Source organism: Nonomuraea sp. NPDC002799 (assembly GCF_053592075.1).
The window spans coordinates 1-16,318 of sequence record NZ_JBSFVA010000015.1; the positions used below are offsets into that span (position 1 = coordinate 1).

Genomic DNA, 16,318 nt, shown 5'->3' on the forward strand with positions numbered 1-16,318 from the left:
GGCGCTCTTCCTCACCACCGAGGCCGTCATCGCGGAGAAGCCCGAGAAGAACCCTGCTGCTCCGGCCATGCCGGGCGGCGGCGACATGGACTTCTAGGTCTTTCTTCGCCGTTGACACGAAGGGCGGTCCGGGTTTTCCGGGCCGCCCTTGTTTTCGTTTCCCAATCATGACGTTTCATAATTGATCCGCTACTTGGAGTGAGGAAGGGTGGGTTTGACACTCGCCTCAACAAAGGAGTAGCGGATGATTTCCCGCAGCAAGCGCATTTTCGGCGTCGCCGTTCTGAGTCTGGCCGCCATGGGCACGATGGCAGCTCCCGCGCACGCCGACGACGATCTGATCGGCGAGGCCGTGCTTCATGAGCTTCGGATGCCGTTCTGCATGCCCGGGGACCCGACCGGGATCCCGGTCCTCGACCTGCTGCTGCCGCAGCTCATGGGGTGCGGCGGGCTTATCTCGCCGCGATGACGTGCGAAAGGCGCCCCGCCGACATCGGCGGGGCGCCTTTCGCGTCGGCCGGGCGCAGGGCCTTTCCGCGGTGACCGGAACTTTTCGTGGTGGCCGGAACGCAGGCCGCCCTGATGCGCTCAGATGCCGTACTCGGCGACGATGTGGCCGCGGGCCAGGGTGTTGGCGGTGATGTTGAAGCCCACCACGGCCGGGCTGGCGTCGCCGTCCACACCCAGCTCGCCGACGCCCAGGGCGTGCACGGTGAAGACGTAGCGGTGCGGGGCGCCGGGTGGCGGCGCCGCGCCTCCGTACTCCTTCGTGCCGTAGTCGTTGCGGGCGTGGACCGCGCCCGCGGGCAGCCCCTTGAACTCCGGCCCCGTGCCCGCCCCGGCGGGCAGCTCGGTCACCGAGGCCGGCAGGTCGAACAGCACCCAGTGCCAGAAGCCGCTGCCCGTGGGGGCGTCGGGGTCGTAGCAGGTGACGGCGTAGCCGCGGGTCTCGGCGGGGGCGCCGGACCAGCGCAGGTGGGGGGAGACGTTCTGGCCGGTCATGCCCCAGTCGTTGAAGACGTGGAGGTCGTTGAGCCGTCCGCCGTCCTGGACGTCGTCGCTCTCGACCGAGAGCGCGGGGACCGAGGGCAGGTGTTCGTGGGGAAGCGGTGCCGGCACGGCGACCTCCTAGGTTGAGAGCTCCTTGCCCCGCCATCCTAGAAGCGGCCGTGCCCGCCGCGCCTCAGGCCGCCAGCTCCGGTGGCAGCGCCTTGTCGTGCAGGACCGTGAGGGAGGTGACCGCCCGGGTCAGGACCACGTACAGTCTGGCCAGGCCCCTGGGCTCGGCCGTGACGATGTCCGCGGGCTCCACCACGATGACGTGGTCGTACTCCAGGCCCTTGGCCAGGGTGGCGGGCACGATCTGAAGACGGATGGACCTGTCCTCGGCGGCGTCCGGGTCGAGGACGGCGTGCGGCAGACCGGCCAGCGCCAGCGCGGTCTCGGCGACCAGCGCGTCGGGGACGATGACGCCGATCGAGCCCTCCTTGGCGAGCGCCTCCTCGGCCGCGCCGGTGATCGTGCCGGACGGGCGTACGGTGAGCGAGCCCAGGCCGGCGCGGAGAGACTGCGGCGGGGCCAGGCCGGGGGCGATGGAGGGGAGCAGGCGGGCGGCGTAGTCGAGGACCTCGCGCGGCACGCGGAAGCCGAGCGTCAGCTCCGTCACCTCGCCCTCGCGCTGCCCCAGATGCTCAAGGACGGACTTCCACGAGCTGGTCGACCACGGGGTCGTGCCCTGGGCCAGGTCGCCGAGCACGGTGGCCGAGCCGTTGCGGCAGCGGCGGCCGAGCGCCCGGAGCTGCATCTCGGAGAGGTCCTGGGCCTCGTCCACCACCAGATGGCCCAGCGACGGCGTGCGCTCCATCAGGTCGCGGAGCTCGTCGAGGAGGGCGGCGTCGGCGGCGGACCACTTGGCGGACTTCCAGCTCCGGTACGGCTTCTCCCACCTGAGCTTTTCCTGCTCGTCGGGCGACAGATCGGCCTTGGCGGCGTGGGCGAGGAACTCCGGGTCCGACAGCAGGCGGTGGAGGACCTGCTCCGGGGTCAGTTTCGGCCAGACCGTCTGCACGAGGTCCTTGACCGGCTTCGACCTGGCCACCGCGTCCTGGACGCGGTCGTCGGGTGATTCGCCCCGCTGCTCCATGCGGACCAGCACCAGGTGGGCCAGCCGCTGGGCCAGCGCCGCCCGCCCGGGGTTGTAGCGGGTGGTGCCGCGCAGGGAGGCCACGATCTCGCGCACCTCGTAGTCGGCCACCCGGTGGCGGTAGGCGCCCTTGGTGAAGACCATGCCCTCCTCCGGCTTGACGATGTGCAGCCAGAGGGCACGTTCGAGCACCGCGGCCAGCCTGGCGTCGCCCTTCAGCGCCGACACCATCGGGTCCTCGGTGGCCGCGTGCTCGCCGAGCAGCCCCGCCACCGTGGTCTGGTCGACCTTGACCTCGCCGAGCGCGGGCAGCACCGAGGAGATGTAGGACAGGAAGGCGCGGTTGGGACCGACGATCATGACGCCGGACCTGGCCAGCCGCTCGCGGTGGGTGAAGAGCAGGTAGGCGGCCCGGTGCAGGCCGACGGCGGTCTTCCCGGTGCCCGGGGCGCCCTGCACGCAGACCGTCTGGGTCATGGCGGCGCGGACGATCTCGTCCTGGTCGGGCTGGATCGTGGCGACGATGTCGCGCATCGGCCCGGTGCGCGGGCGCTCGATCTCGTCGGTGAGGATCTTCGAGGGGCCGAGCTCGACGCCCTCGCCGAGCGGCTCGTCCTCGAACGCGGTCAGCGCGCCGCCGTGGTAGCCGAAGCGGCGCCGGCGTACGACCATCATCGGGTCGGCCGGGCTGGCCTGGTAGAACGCGCGGGACACCGGCGCGCGCCAGTCGATGACCAGCGGTTTGCTGGAGCCGTCGTGCACGTGGCGGCGGCCCACGTAGAGCGTGCCGGGCAGGTCGTCGCCCGAGGCGCGGTCGAGGCGGCCGAAGAACAGCGGCGTGTCCGGATGGTCGGCCAGTGCGGCCACCCGCTGGTCGAGCAGGGCCTGGAGGATCTGCTGCGACACCCAGTCGCCGGCCGCGTCGGACGACAACGACTGGGCGTGGGTGCGCATGGCCTGGAGCGCGGCCCTGGACTCCGCCAGGTGGGCCTGCTCGGCGGCGAGCACGTCGGAGGGTATGTCGGGGGCCAGTTGGTGCGCGGGCATGCGAAAGTGCCTCCCTGGTCGAGAAACGGAGGTGGTCAAGGCAGCGAATCTGCCAGTTTAACGGCGATGGACGCGGGGCTCCAAAGCATTTACCGGGCGGAAGCCTCGATTGCCGCCGAGACCGGCGGGGTAAGGATGGGAGGTGGCGCGGCTCCAGCTCCGTTTCTCGCCGATCATTCCCACGGTCGCGAGCCTCCTGCTCGCGGCGCTATGGGCTCTGTCGGTGTTCGCGGGGTGGGGTCTGCAGGCGTTCTGCGCGGGCGGGGAGTCCCTTTCGGCGTGCTCGCAGCGCCTTGACGTGGTCTCGACGGTGTCGGGACTGTTCGCCGCGCTCGCCACCTCCTGCACGGCCGCCGCCTGGTTGCTCCCCCGGAGCAGGCAGGACCCGCGCGCGTTCGGGCGTCTCATGGGCGCGGGGGTGCTCTCCTGGATCGCCGCCGAGGCCGTGTTGTTCTTCGGCGGCCTGCTGGTGCGGTGACGAACCCGACAGATCGCCCTTGAGATGCCAAGCTGGAAATACCGAAAAAAGTCGGGGCATATCAGGTGGGTTTGCCGGATCATGAGGGTATGTCGCAGGCGGCGTGATAGTACGCAGGTGAGGGGGGTGGTTCGAATGTCGTCGGCCCGCGGAGTCTCGTGGACGTGACACCACGCTGATGCCTTGGCCGCTCAGGCGAGCGGCCAGGCATTACCGTCACACTTCGCCGTGCACGTCGTCGGCGTCGATGATCTGGTACGCGTATCCCTGCTCGGCCAGGAACCGCTGCCGATGCGCCGCGAACTCCTGATCGACCGTGTCCCTGCTGACCACGGTGTAGAACCGCGCGCCGCCGCCGTCCGCCTTGGGCCGCAACACCCGGCCGAGCCGCTGAGCCTCCTCCTGGCGTGAGCCGAACGTGCCCGACACCTGGATGGCGATGGCCGCCTCCGGCAGGTCGATGGAGAAGTTGGCCACCTTCGACACCACCAGGACCTGGATCTCCTTGTCGCGGAAGGCCTGGTAGAGGCGCTCACGCTCCTTGACCCGCGTCTCGCCCTTGATGACCGGCGCGTTGAGGTGCTCGCCCAGCTCGTCGAGCTGGTCGATGTACTGGCCGATGACCAGCACCTGCTCACCCAGATGGCGGCGGACCAGCGCCTCGGTCACGTGGGTCTTGGACGGCGTGGTCGCGCAGAACCGGTAGCGCTCCTCGGACTCGGCCATCGCGTACGCCAGCCGCTCCTCGTCCGTCAGCGTCACCCTGACCTCGACGCAGTCGGCGGGCGCGATCCAGCCCTGGTTCTCCATCTCCTTCCACGGCGCGTCGTAACGCTTGGGACCGATCAGCGAGAACACGTCGCCCTCGCGCCCGTCCTCGCGCACCAGCGTGGCGGTCAGGCCCACACGCCGGCGGGCCTGCAGGTCGGCGGTCATCCGGAAGATCGGCGCGGGCAGCAGGTGCACCTCGTCGTAGATGATCAGGCCCCAGTCACGCGCGTCGAACAGCTCCAGATGGCTGTAGACGCCCTTCCTCCTGGTCGTCATCACCTGGTAGGTGGCGATGGTGACCGGGCGGATCTCCTTCCTGGTGCCGGAGTATTCGCCGATCTCGTCCTCGGTCAGCGACGTGCGCTTGAGCAGCTCGGTCTTCCACTGGTGGGCGCTGACCGTGTTGGTCACCATGATCAATGTGGTCGCCTGGGCGTGCGCCATGGCCGCCGCGCCGACGATGGTCTTGCCCGCGCCGCACGGCAGGACGACGACGCCGGAGCCGCCGTGCCAGAAGGCGTCGGCCGCCTCCTGCTGGTAGGACCGCAGGGACCAGCCGTCCTGCAGCAGCGCGATCGGGTGCCGCTCGCCGTCGACGTAGCCCGCCAGGTCTTCGGCCGGCCAGCCCAGCTTGAGCAGGGCCTGCTTGACGTTGCCCCGGTCGCTCGGGTGCACGGCGACGGAGTCGGGGCCGAGCCGGTCGCCCAGCATCGGCTGGATCTTCCTGGACCGCAGCACCTCTTCCAGCACGGCGCGGTCGATGGAGGTCAGGACCAGGCCGTGGACCGGGTCCTTCTCCAGCCGCAGCCGGCCGTAACGGGCCATGGTCTCGGCGATGTCCACGAGCAGCGCGTGGGGCACCGGATAGCGGCTGAAGCCGATCAGCGCGTCGACCACCTGCTCGGCGTCGTGGCCGGCGGCGCGGGCGTTCCACAACGCCAGCGGGGTGACGCGGTAGGTGTGCACGTGTTCTGGAGCGCGTTCGAGCTCGGCGAACGGCGCGATGGCCTTACGGCAGGCGTCCGCGTTGTCGTGGTCGACCTCGAGCAGCAGCGTCTTGTCCGATTGGACGATCAGCGGTCCATCGCTCACTGGCATGTCTCCGTGGGTTCGGTGCGGGGCCTGGCGCAACGGGACCATCGTCTCCTGATCCCGGCTCGGCCGCTCCAGACTCCAACAACCGCGAGGCCGGGATTAGTCCGGCTAGTCGTCGAGGTAGCCGTTGAGGCCCAGGAAAAGGATGGTGCCGAGGCTCAGCACGAAGCCGAGCCCGAAGAGCACCCAGCTCCAGATGACCATGGTCCGGGCGCGCCGCGGGTCGGTGGCGGCGCGGCCGATCGCCAGGCCGGCCAGGATCGCGCCGGGCAGGCCCAGGACGTTGCAGCAGGACAGGAGGGCGAGGCAGTTGAGCACGAGCGCGACGATGGCGTTGGCGCTCGGCCCGTCGTTGCGCCGGGGAGGCGGCGGATAACCATAGCCGTAGCCGGATTGCGGCGGCGGTTGCTCGCCGTAGGGCACACCATAGGGTGGGTACGGATAACCCGGCGGATCTTCCTGGCTCACGCTCACCTCCAGACAGGTCAACACTTATCACGGAAATGACAGGTGCCTGACCGTGCTCCGGGATCTGGTGAGCGATCAGTCCAGCCGGCCCCGCAGCGCCTTCCGGTCGAGCTTGAGCACGCTCGTGACCGGCACCGAGTCGACGAATCTCACCTCGCGCGGATATTTCACCCGGCCCACCCGGTCGCGGGCCCAGCCGATCAGCTCCTCGTCCGTCGTCGTCGCGCCTGACCTGAGCTGGACGAACGCCACGACCTCCTCCCCGAGCCGGGGCTCCGGGCGGCCCACGACCCCCGACATCACCACGTCGGGATGCTCGTTGAGCGCGTCCTCGACGTCGCGGGGGAACACGTTGAAGCCGCCGCGGATGATCAGGTCCTTCTTCCTGTCCACGATGTAGAGGTAGCCGTCGTCGTCCACGCAGCCGATGTCGCCGGTCCGCAGCTCGTCGCCGACCAGCGCGGTGCCCTCGGGGTCGGGCTCCCGCTCGCCCCAGTAGCCCAGCATCAGCGAGGCCCCGGAGACGCAGATCTCGCCGACGTCCCCGGTCTCCATCGCCTCGCCCTCGTTGTCCCGGACGGTGATCGAATAGCCGGGCAGCGGCAGGCCGACGCTGCCGACCCTGCGCCGGCCCGGCGGGTTGAAGGTGGTGACGGCGCTGGTCTCGGTCAGGCCGTACCCTTCGAGGATCTGCACGCCGGGCATCCTGCGCTCGAACTCCTCCAGCGCCTGGCGGCCCAGTGGTGCCGCGCCGCAGGTGAGGAAGGCCAGGTCGGGCAGCGGGTGCGACTCCAGGGGCTCGGCCAGCAGGAGCTGGATCATGGAGGGGACGACGGTGCCGTACTGCACGTGCTGCTCGGCGGCCAGCTTGAGGAACTCCTGCGGTTCGAACCAGCGCATCAGCACCGCCTGCTGCGGGTCCGCCGCGTGCAACCGGGCGACCGAGATGATCAGCCCGTACGCGTGCGACAGCGGCACGGGCACCAGGGCGCGGTCCTTGCCCTCCTGGTGGGACAGGTCGTAGGCGTCCTTGGCCACCTGCCAGAGGCCGCGATGGCTCAGCATGACGCCCTTGGCCTTGCCCGTGGTGCCGCCGGTGTACATGAGGGCGGCCAGGTCGCCGGGGTCCCTGGCGACGGGGCCGTGCTCGGAGGCGCGTTCGAGCTCGGTCGTCTCCACGTAGGTCTGGAGGTCGAGGCCCGTGGCGCGTACGGTGTCGACCATCTCGGGCGAGGTGACGATCGCGGTGGCCCCGCTGTCGGTGAGGATGTGGCGCAGCTCGTCGGAGCCCACGAGGAAGACCACCGGCGTCACCACCGCGCCCGCCGCCCACAGCGCCTGGTAGATCAGCGGCACCTCGGGGCAGTTGGCCATCATCACCGCCACCCGGTCGCCGGGCCGCACCCCCGCTCCGACGAACCCGCCGCACATCCGGCGCGCCCGCACGGCCAGCGCGTCGCTGCGGTGCCAGGCCCCCTCGTAGAACACCGCGTCGTGGTCGTCGAAGCGGTTCCAGGAGTCCTCGGCCAATCGGCCCAGCGTCTGCTCGGTCACATGCCCAACCTGATGCGATCGAGGTTGTGCCGTCAACCCTTGACCGTCCCTGGTGGACGAGCGTGCCGGCACGGTAAATAGCCATAAATCTTCTTATGTTGTCATTCGTGTTTTCTTGGTGGGCTAGATCGTGTATTGCTGGAGATCGAGAGGCGACAGGGGCCTGCCGAGTGCAAGGGAGAGCGTGAGCGACAAGCCTGTTCCGGCGGCCCCCGCAACCGATCGCCGCGCGAAATACCTGGTCAGGCAGGTATGGACGCGCGGCAGGGCTTCTTCGCGGAAGGCGAAGAAACTCGTTGGGTAATCGTATTTTCTGTAGGAAAGTTTCGCAGTCAAACCTGAGGTGAATTTCGTGACCGAAACGCCTGAAGCGGGCGAGATCGACCTGGACGATATAACGCTCGTCCAGTCCCTGATGGCCGTCAACGACCATCTGCGCGCGCTGGCCGCTCCGGTCACCGGAGACCTGAACCGGCGAGAGGCCGACACGCTGCTCCGCTCGTACCTGGAGCCGGGGTGCTTTCCCGAGGCCGTGCGCCGGCTGGCCGCCTGCCACCTGCTGGTTCTCGTGGGCGAGGAGGAGACGGGCCGCCGATTAGGGGCCATCGCGCTGCTGTCGCGCATGTCGCTGGCGGAGGGCCGGATCACGGTCCTGTCCCCGGCGGGCACCGCGGCCGAGCTGGTGTCCGGGACCGAGTACGCGCCGGGCCGGGCGTACCTGCTGCACGACTGGATCGCGGCGAGCACCGACCGGATCGAGCTGGTCAACCTGGCGCGCAAGCTGGCCGAGTTCGGCTCCTACCTGGTCGTCACCAGGGACGGCCCGCCCTCCCAGGCGGTCGAGGTGGAGCTGCCGTGGGCCGTGCCCGATCCGGGGGAGCTGTTCGACCTGTGCCTGCGCACCTTCGACCGGCGGGCGTGCCGGAGCCCTGAGGAGCTCGCCCGCGCCCGCGACCTCGCGCTGACCCTGCCGTCGCCCGCCGAGGTCGTGAGCGTGGCGATCCGGCTGACCGCGGGCCACCCGCCGGTGAGTGCGGAGATAACGGCCTGGTTCGACACCAAGCCGCCGATGCGGGACGTGGTGACGGCGGCGGCGCTCGTGTTCGCGCACGGGCTGCCCGCGCCCGTCTTCGCACCGCTGCTGGCCAGGCTGGAGCGGCTCTGCGGCGAGCACCGGCCGGCCGGCCCGCATCCGCTGGCCGTCACCTCCGGCGGGTTCGTGGCCTTCGGCGCGCCGCGGCATCGTGCGCGGGTGCTGGCCGAGCTGGTCGCGCGGTACGGGTTCCGGCTGTGGCAACCGCTGCGCGAATGGGTCCGCTCGCTGGCGGTGGAGGGGCCCGAGGTGCAGGTACGGGCCGCGGAAGGCGTGGCCCTGCTGGCGGCGCGGTCGGCCGGCGAGACCCGGCACGAGATCCTGGAGGTCTGGGCGGAGGGCACGGCCCGCGAGCGGGTGACGGCGGCGCACGTGTTGTCGTACATGTGCGCCGACGACGCCCTGGCGCCCGAGGCGCTCCGGCTCGCGCTGGCCTGGGCGGCCGATCCGGCGGGCCTGCGGGCCACGACGGCGGCCGTCGCGCTGGCCGGCGGGCTGTCCGTCCGCTATCCGGGCGACTCGCTGCGGCACCTGCTGCGCCTGGCGTCCGGCGCCGGCCCCGCCGCGACGGTGGCGGGACGGGCGCTGGCACTGCTCGCCGGGCAGGAGACAGGTGAGCTCAACGGCTCGCGACGCCCGTGAGGCGGGGAGCGTGAGAGGTTGGCTCAGAGGCCCGCGACGCCCGTGATGCGGTGGAGGGCGAAGCGGTGGACGGCGGCCCTGGTCTCGTCGTAGGCCGTCAGGTAGCCGCCCTCCATCCGGGCCGGCTCCAGGATGCGCGAGGTCGCGTTGCCCTGCGAGTCGAGGTAGCCGATCCACACCCGGACACCCTGCTTGATCGCATCCTGCAGCGCGGAGATCGTCGCGGTCGCGGGCCCGCGCGGCACCTGCCCACCGGGCGCGTCCACGGGCTCGCGCCGCGCCAGATAGGCCGCGTCGCCCGCGCGCAGCGCGCGGACGGCCGCCGTCGCGACGCCGGGGTCCAGGCCGTTGGGCGAGGCCACGGCGCGGGCCGGAGCCAGCGCCTCGGTACGGCGGCTGTCGAGCTGCGAGATGATCACGTCGCCGTCGAGCGACTCGGCGACGGGCGCGTACCCCATGGCCCGCAACGAGTCGACCAGCGCCGCCCTGGACGAGCGGGAGGCGATGACGGTGGGGGCCAGCCGGCGCAGCCGCAGCGGGGCGGAGCGCCGGTCGGCGGTGATCTGGTCGAGGAGCGCGGGGTCGTCGCAGCGGATGTAGGCGCTCGCGGTGCCCACGCGGATGCGGCCGTGGCGCCGGGCCACGTCGGTCACCAGGTAGGACAGCGCCTGCGGCACCGGCGTGGCCGAGTGGCGGGCCAGCATCGACACCAGCTCCTCGCCGCCGTGCCCCGCGTCGAGGGCCCGCCGGATGGAGCTCTCGCTGAACCGGTAGACCGTCGCCCCGCCCTTCGACTCGACGTCGGCGCTGAGCGTCATCCAGCGGTTGAGCTCGCTCGTCAGCGGCCCTGGCGCGACGGCGGTGAGGTCGGCCTGGAGCAGCACGTGATCGACCGGCTCCGGCAGCAGCGGCGCCAGCAGCCGGGCCGGGTCGGCGCCGTCGAGCAGCGCCCGGCCGTGGGCCGACAGCGTGCCCAGCCCCGTCACGCCGACCTGCTCGGCCTCCCGCAGGGCGAACTCGGTGAGCTGCTCGCGCAGCGGCCCCCGGCGGCGCGGCTGCTCCCACGTGAGTCGTTCGAGGATGGAGTCGCGTCCTGGCGCGAGGCCGGGAGCGGAGGCGAGCACGCCCAGCGTGGCCGCCCTGACCCCGGGCGCGGACGAGCGGCGCAGGTCGGTGTGCAGGGCGTTGAGCGGCCTGTCACGCTCGTCTCGCTCGCCCACCAGGCCGGGCACGCGGTCCATGTGCAGCCACGTGGCCGCCAGCGTCACCCAGCGGTCGGCCGTCCCCCTGACCCGCCACAGGTCGTAGCCGGAGGTCGGCAGCCACTCGCCGTCAACGCCGCCGCCGGCGGCGACCAGCCCGGCCGCGTGCGCGACCTCGATCACCAGCGCGGCCACCCATTCGGGCAGGTCCAGCTCGGCCGCCGCGCGCTTCAGGTCGCGCACGCCCAGACCGCCGGTACGCAGCACGCCCGGCGGCTCGGCGCTCCACCGCTCGCACAACTCCTCGACCGCCCTGACGAACCAGAACGCCTGCCCGGCCGCCGTGCGATCGGCCAGCTTCCGGTCGCGCGCGGCCCCGTCGAGAGCCGGCGGCACGGCCAACAGGTCACGGTGCACCCGGCCGCCACGCAGGTGCAGGCCGACCTCGCGGGGCAGTGAGACGCTCTCCTCGCCGGTGGCCGCGAGCAGCCCTCTGGCCAGCAGCTCCTCGATGGGGGAGCGGGCCGTCGCCATGCGCACCTCGCGCCTGGCGTTGGGCACGCGGCCGGTCGGCGGGCCCCAGACGAGCTGGTCGAGCGCGTCCCTGGCCTCGGGCGAGACGGCCTCGATCAGGGCGGCCGGCGCGGCCAGCGCGGCCGCCAGGCGCTCCTTGCCCGTGCCGGAGGTGCCGGGGGCGATGTCGTCGGCCATCTCCTCAAGCTGCTCGGGAGGGTGGTGCCGGAACGCGTCCACCGCCGTCGGGCCGAGCCCGGCCGGGTCTTCGAGCAGTTTGCGTACGCCGGGGGCCAGGTCGAGCGCTTTGTCGGGCCCGTAGACCAGGGCCAGGTCGGACAGCCGGGCGAGCGCGGCCGACAGCGCCGGCTCGGCGTCGCGGGCCGCCGGGCCCGCCGGCGCGTCACAACGCGCCAGGGCCGCGCCGATCAGCTCGCGCAGGCGTTTTCTGGGCACCGGGCCGGCCTGTACGGCCAGCGTCTCCACGACGGCGAGCGTGAAACGGTCGAGCCGGTCCAGCACCCTGCCGATCGCCGACGGGCTGGCGGCTCGCGACGCCAGGCCCTCCAGATGCGCGGGCACCGGAGTGATCAACTCAGGGCGCGCGGACACGAGCGCCCGTAGTTGTTCGTCGGTGCGCCCCCTGATCCACTCCGTGAACTCCATCGATGCCATGGTATGTCCACCCTGATTGGGGCAGCATTGCTAGGCGTGATAGAGCGCGCGGACCAACTGGTCCTGAACTACGTCTCCAAGGCGGCCGACGCCGCTCACGGCGTGCTCAGAGCCGACCAGCGGCTCAACTTCGCCAGGCGGCTGCGGGCCAGAATCGAGGCCGAGCGGAACGGGAACCAGAACGTCCGCCAGGTGTCGAAGGTGCTGGCCAGGTTGGGCGACCCGGTGGCGCTGGTGCAGCGGGAAGCCCGCAGGCTGGCGGAGGAGGGCGTCGCCACGGTGTCGGGCCCGGCCGCCGCCCGCGCTCCGGAAACGCGGCCCGTACCTGAGGCCCCACCGGCTTCTCAGGCCCCACCGGTCGCCGCGACGCGGCCCGCCCCCGAGGCTTTCCCAGCGGCTTCGGGGGGCGTGCGTGGGGTCGGCTCCACGCTGCGCTTTCCCTCGATCGTCGACGACCGCGACCCGGCGCCCGGCGCCCGGTCACCCCGCAGGCCCGCGCAAGGGAGCCGCGGCGGACAGGCCGCCAGGGGGATGCCGTTCGCCGGGCTGCGCAGGGCGGCCATGTCGAGCGCCAACCCGATGGCCACCGGCGGCAGGGACGCCAGGACCGTCGTCAAGGAGCATCCCCGCGACACGGCGGCCCTGGTGATCCTGGTCGTGGCGGCGCTGCTGGTGCCGTTCGACCTGGCGCCGGTGGCGATCTTCCCGGTTCCCGTGCTCGTGTGGGCGACGGGCACGGTGCTCGTGCTGTTCAGCGACAGCTGGCGGGCGCGTGACAAGCTCGCCGGAGCCGCCGCCCCGCTGCTCGGCTACTCCGCCGGCGGAGCGGTCATCGGCGGCCTCCGGGTGGGGACGGAGCCGGGGGTGCAGGCGTTCGTCACGCAGTTCTACGACGTCAGCGGCACGATGTTCATGATCGGCACCGTGCTCGGCGTCATGTGGCTGGGCTACCGGCTGCTCGACCTCAGCTGACGGGGGCGGGGCTGGGAAGGAGGCCGACCGCCAGGCGCACCCACGCGGCGACGAACTTGTCCTTGTCCGCGTGGCCCGGCAGCTCGCCCACGGTCTCCTGGAACAACCGGAAGTGCACCACGGAGCCGCCGAGCACCGCCGAGATGCCCGCCCAGTCGAGCTCGGCGTCGCAATATTCGGGCTGGGCCTGAAACCACGTGACGATCGCGTCGAACATCGGTTGCAGCAGCCCCTCGCGTACCACGGTGACCAGCTCGGGGAACTGGCTCAGGTCCCGGAAGAAGACCCGGGTCAGCTCGGACTCCTCACGCACCTTGGCCAGGCCGGCGCGGCACACGTGCGACAGGCGCTCCTCCAGGTCCACCGAGGCTTCCATGGTGCTCAGCTCGGCCAGGCTCTCGGCCACCTGGACCCTGGTGCGGCTGGCGTGCTCGTTGATCGCCGCGGAGAGCACCTCGTACTTGGACTTGAAGTGCCGGTAGAGCCCTCCGGCGCCCGGAGACAGCCCTGAGGCGGCCTCGATCTCGGCCACGGACGTGGCGGCGTAGCCGCGCTCGGCGAACAGCCGCAGGGCCTCGTCGACGATCCGCTCACGGGTCGATCTGGTCATGTCTATCCTGATACCTCCGTAAGGAGAGTAGTCGCTCGGGAGCGGCCCGCAGGCTCAGGCTCGCCAGGGCGGAGCCGATGATCGGCCGGACGATGGCCCGCGGCGGCTGGGGGTGTCGGTCACGGCCGCTCCTCTCCGATAAGTAATTCCTTTCTTCCCATTCCTGCGGTCGCGGAACAAGGGGGCCGTTACCGCGAGCTGGACATCGTTTGGCATCCTGCACAGTGTGATGACTTCGGTGGGTTTCGACCTTGACATGACTTTGGCGGACACGCGAGCCGGCATCGCCGCCGTTTACGACGAGCTGTCCGTGCGTATGGGCATCGCCTTTGACAGCGCCGCGATCGTCACGCGGCTGGGGCCGCCCTTGGAGACGGAGCTGGCCAACTGGTTGCCCGCCGGAGAGGTGGCCGCCGCCGCCGATCTGTATAGGGAGATATACCCGGAAATGGGGGTTCCGGCGCACACGGCCATGGCCGGCGCGCACGAGGCGATCGAGGCCGTACGCGCCCGCGGCGGCCGGGTCATCGTCGTCACCGGCAAGAACGTCCGGGACGCCCGCGGCACGGTCGCCTCCCTCGGGTTTGTCGTGGACGAGGTGGTCGGCTCGTTGTTCGGGGCGGCCAAAGGATCGGCACTCGCGCGGTTCGGCGCGGCGGCTTATGTTGGGGACCATGTCATGGACATCGAGGCGGCGCGTGCCGGTGGGGCCGTGAGCGTGACAGTGGCGACAGGTCCTTACACGACTGGAGAGCTGCGTGATCATGGTGCGGATGTGGCGCTGGGCGACCTGACCGAATTCGGCGCATGGTTCGCCGGTTGGCCCGAGCACGATGAAGTCCGCTAATTCCCTGGCATTTACCCGGTCGCCCCGAAGCGCTTCGGGGCATAACCTACATCCATCCATTGTCTTTTCGACGGTTTGAACGAGGTCCCTGTGCCGAGTGGCAAGGTCAAGTGGTACGACGCCGACAAGGGTTTCGGCTTCCTCACCCGTGACGACGGCGGTGAGGTCTTCGTGCATTCCTCCGCGCTCCCCACTGGCGCAGGCCCGCTCAAGCCCGGCCAGAAGGTCGAGTTCGGGGTGGCCGAAGGGCGCAGGGGCCAGCAGGCGCTCTCGGTCCGGATCCTGGAGCAGCCGCCGACGCTGGCCAAGCCCAAGCCCAAGGCCAAGCGGAAGAAGCCCGACGAACTGGTGGTCATCGTCGAAGACCTGATCAAGCTGCTCGACGACGTGTCGACGTCCTACCAGCGGGGCAAACACCCGGAGGCGACGCACGCCAAGAAGATCGCGCAGGTGCTCAGGGCCGTCGCGGACGACCTCGACGCCTAGCCGTTCGGGTTGGTCAAAGGCTCGATGCCCAGTGCTGTGCCCGGAAACGATTACCGGCCGACCCCGCAAACCCGTGACCTGAACCTTTCACCCACCCGGTGATCGTTTTCGGTCAGGGCGCTAGCCGTTCGGATTGGTCAAGGGCTTGGTCGGGTCGAGCGTGTCCGGCCGCTGCGGCGGGTCGGGGACCTCGGCCCGTTTCCTTCTCAGCTTGGCGTCGGCCGCCCGCACCCGTTCGCGCCTGGCGATCAGCAGCCAGCCGAGCGCGGCCGTCAGCATGACGGCCAGCGCGATGAGCCCCGCCAGGCTGCTCTGCGTGAGCGAGAGCACCAGCCCGACCAGGCCGCCGAACACCCAGGCGAGCTGGAGCACCGCCTCGACCACGCCGAACGTGGACGAGCGCACCTCCTCGCCGATCTCCCGCTGCACGATCGCGTCCAGCGCCAGCTTGCCCAGCTCCTGCGCGAACGCCGTGACGAGCGCGATCGCCAGCGCCGCCCACAAGCCGAAGAAGAGCGCGGTCACGATGCTCGTCACGCTGGTCACGGCCAGCGTGACCAGCACGATGAGCTGCGGCGCGTGGTTGCGCGTCCAGTTGGCGATCACGGCGCCCAACAGGCCGCCCACCCCGGCCGCCGCCGCGAGCAGCGCGATCGTCTTGGGGATGTCGAAGAACGGGTCCTGCGCCCAGGGCTGCGTGACCGCCAGCCACGGCACCGCCTTGTCCTGCACCAGGAACAGCAGGAAGAACAGCAGGAAGCCGGAGAAGATCCGGATGGCCACGTTGGCCCAGACGGCCTCGGCGACCGCGGGGCCGACCTTGAACAGGGTGCGCCCGCGCGGCGATGCGCCTTCCTCCTCCAGATCGGGGGAGTCGATGTGGCGCGGCAGGCGTACGGCGGCGACCCCGAGCAGCAGGAAGGCCACCATCGCGGCACGCAACATCGTCGCGCTGCCCAGCCACGCGGTCAGCCCGGCGCCGATCGGCACCGCCGCCCCGGCGCAGACCAGCGTGAACAGCGCCACCCGCGCGTTCGCCGACACCAGCGTGATGTCGGCGGGCAGCACGCTCGGCATGATCGCCGCCCGTGACACGTTGTAGGCCTTCGACAACACCAGCACGCCCAGCGCCCCGATGAACAACGTCGGCAGGTCGCCGGGGCCCACCGCGGCCGCCATCGCGAAGCAGAGCAGCCCCCGCCCGAACAGGGTGCCCGCCATCACATAGCGCCGCCCCGACCTGAACCGGTCGAGTATCGGCCCCACGAACGGCGCCAGCAGCCCGAACGGCAACATCGTGATGACGAGGTAAAGGGCGACGGAGCCCCGGGCCTCGCCGACGGGGACGCCGAAGAAGACCGTGCTGGCCAGCGCCACCGTGACGAACGAGTCGCCGGCGCTGTTGCCGGCCGACAGCTCGATCAGGCGGCCGAGCCCCGTGCGGCCGGCGCCGCCCGCGTCGGTGAGCCTGCGGGTGGCCTTGCCGACCTTTTGCGCGCCTTTGGCGGTGGCCTTGCCGGCCCGGGCGGTCCCGCTCGCCGTGGCCCTGCTCGCCCGCGCCGTCGCGCGCCCCGCGCCGGCGGCGCCGCGCGCCACCCGCCGCGAGATCTCGCGCGCCCGATCCCAGCCACCCTCCACGCCTACCAGTCTTACCCGATTCGCCGGAGATCTCGGAGCGGGATCTCCGGTTGTGGGCCTTCCTGGTCCGGTCATGGGTGAGAA

Annotated in this window: 14 protein-coding genes; 6 read left to right on the plus strand and 8 right to left on the minus strand. The window is 71.2% G+C overall.

Annotation, left to right across the window (positions count from 1 at the left end; translation table 11 throughout):
* Positions 1 to 244: 244 nt before the first annotated feature.
* Complete coding sequence (locus tag ACWD0F_RS25885) at positions 245 to 469, plus strand: hypothetical protein (protein ID WP_449879602.1); 225 nt, start codon at positions 245 to 247, stop codon at positions 467 to 469.
* A gap of 119 nt (positions 470 to 588) precedes the next feature.
* Here the strand turns inward: ACWD0F_RS25885 and ACWD0F_RS25890 are convergent, their stop codons facing one another.
* Positions 589 to 1,119 (minus strand): YbhB/YbcL family Raf kinase inhibitor-like protein, encoded by a 531-nt coding sequence (locus tag ACWD0F_RS25890; protein WP_449879604.1) that lies wholly within the window; start codon positions 1,117 to 1,119, stop codon positions 589 to 591.
* A gap of 64 nt (positions 1,120 to 1,183) precedes the next feature.
* Positions 1,184 to 3,190, minus strand: a complete 2,007-nt coding sequence (locus ACWD0F_RS25895; protein WP_449879606.1) for a HelD family protein — start codon at positions 3,188 to 3,190, stop codon at positions 1,184 to 1,186.
* Between the two features lie 142 nt (positions 3,191 to 3,332).
* On the opposite strand from ACWD0F_RS25895, the gene ACWD0F_RS25900 reads away from it, so the two are divergent.
* Complete coding sequence (locus ACWD0F_RS25900; RefSeq protein WP_449879608.1) at positions 3,333 to 3,668, plus strand: hypothetical protein; 336 nt, start codon at positions 3,333 to 3,335, stop codon at positions 3,666 to 3,668.
* A 216-nt stretch (positions 3,669 to 3,884) separates the two neighbouring features.
* On the opposite strand, the gene ACWD0F_RS25905 is transcribed toward ACWD0F_RS25900, so the two are convergent.
* The 3 genes from ACWD0F_RS25905 to ACWD0F_RS25915 form a co-directional block, all read right to left on the minus strand.
* Entirely contained in the window at positions 3,885 to 5,537 is a 1,653-nt protein-coding gene (locus ACWD0F_RS25905; RefSeq protein WP_449879610.1) for a DNA repair helicase XPB, read from the minus strand.
* A gap of 105 nt (positions 5,538 to 5,642) precedes the next feature.
* Positions 5,643 to 6,002, minus strand: coding sequence for a hypothetical protein (locus tag ACWD0F_RS25910; RefSeq protein ID WP_449879612.1), 360 nt, complete (start codon positions 6,000 to 6,002; stop codon positions 5,643 to 5,645).
* Between the two features lie 75 nt (positions 6,003 to 6,077).
* A complete protein-coding gene (locus tag ACWD0F_RS25915) occupies positions 6,078 to 7,556 on the minus strand; it encodes an AMP-binding protein (protein WP_449879614.1) in 1,479 nt (492 codons plus the stop codon).
* A 352-nt stretch (positions 7,557 to 7,908) separates the two neighbouring features.
* Between ACWD0F_RS25915 and ACWD0F_RS25920 the strand changes: the two genes are divergently transcribed.
* Entirely contained in the window at positions 7,909 to 9,291 is a 1,383-nt protein-coding gene (locus ACWD0F_RS25920) for a hypothetical protein (RefSeq protein ID WP_449879616.1), read from the plus strand.
* A gap of 23 nt (positions 9,292 to 9,314) precedes the next feature.
* Here the strand turns inward: ACWD0F_RS25920 and ACWD0F_RS25925 are convergent, their stop codons facing one another.
* The gene (locus tag ACWD0F_RS25925) at positions 9,315 to 11,672 is read right to left on the minus strand and encodes a helicase-associated domain-containing protein (RefSeq protein ID WP_449879618.1); all 2,358 of its coding nucleotides are present in this window, start codon (positions 11,670 to 11,672) and stop codon (positions 9,315 to 9,317) included.
* 45 nt (positions 11,673 to 11,717) lie between these two features.
* Here ACWD0F_RS25925 and ACWD0F_RS25930 point away from each other — a divergent pair, with 45 nt between their 5' ends.
* On the plus strand, positions 11,718 to 12,653 hold the full coding sequence (locus tag ACWD0F_RS25930; RefSeq protein ID WP_449879620.1) for a hypothetical protein: 936 nt from the start codon (positions 11,718 to 11,720) through the stop codon (positions 12,651 to 12,653).
* Here ACWD0F_RS25930 and ACWD0F_RS25935 read toward each other — a convergent pair.
* Complete coding sequence (locus ACWD0F_RS25935) at positions 12,646 to 13,263, minus strand: TetR/AcrR family transcriptional regulator (protein WP_449879622.1); 618 nt, start codon at positions 13,261 to 13,263, stop codon at positions 12,646 to 12,648. The genes ACWD0F_RS25930 and ACWD0F_RS25935 overlap by 8 nt on opposite strands.
* A gap of 229 nt (positions 13,264 to 13,492) precedes the next feature.
* Here ACWD0F_RS25935 and ACWD0F_RS25940 point away from each other — a divergent pair, with 229 nt between their 5' ends.
* Both ACWD0F_RS25940 and ACWD0F_RS25945 read left to right on the plus strand, forming a co-directional pair.
* Positions 13,493 to 14,110, plus strand: a complete 618-nt coding sequence (locus ACWD0F_RS25940; RefSeq protein WP_449879980.1) for an HAD family hydrolase — start codon at positions 13,493 to 13,495, stop codon at positions 14,108 to 14,110.
* A 90-nt stretch (positions 14,111 to 14,200) separates the two neighbouring features.
* Entirely contained in the window at positions 14,201 to 14,596 is a 396-nt protein-coding gene (locus ACWD0F_RS25945) for a cold-shock protein (RefSeq protein WP_449879624.1), read from the plus strand.
* A gap of 120 nt (positions 14,597 to 14,716) precedes the next feature.
* Here ACWD0F_RS25945 and ACWD0F_RS25950 read toward each other — a convergent pair whose 3' ends face one another.
* Positions 14,717 to 16,234: an MFS transporter gene (locus ACWD0F_RS25950; RefSeq protein ID WP_449879626.1), complete on the minus strand. Its 1,518-nt coding sequence runs from the start codon at positions 16,232 to 16,234 to the stop codon at positions 14,717 to 14,719.
* Positions 16,235 to 16,318 lie beyond the last annotated feature (84 nt).

Coding starts and splice junctions, on each gene's coding strand:
- ACWD0F_RS25885 (WP_449879602.1), top strand. CDS start 245: ATGATTTCCCGCAGCAAGCGCATTTTCGGCGTCGCCGTTCTGAGTCTG.
- ACWD0F_RS25895 (WP_449879606.1), bottom strand. CDS start 3,190: ATGCCCGCGCACCAACTGGCCCCCGACATACCCTCCGACGTGCTCGCC.
- ACWD0F_RS25905 (WP_449879610.1), bottom strand. CDS start 5,537: ATGCCAGTGAGCGATGGACCGCTGATCGTCCAATCGGACAAGACGCTG.
- ACWD0F_RS25925 (WP_449879618.1), bottom strand. CDS start 11,672: ATGGAGTTCACGGAGTGGATCAGGGGGCGCACCGACGAACAACTACGG.
- ACWD0F_RS25935 (WP_449879622.1), bottom strand. CDS start 13,263: ATGACCAGATCGACCCGTGAGCGGATCGTCGACGAGGCCCTGCGGCTG.
- ACWD0F_RS25940 (WP_449879980.1), top strand. CDS start 13,493: ATGACTTCGGTGGGTTTCGACCTTGACATGACTTTGGCGGACACGCGA.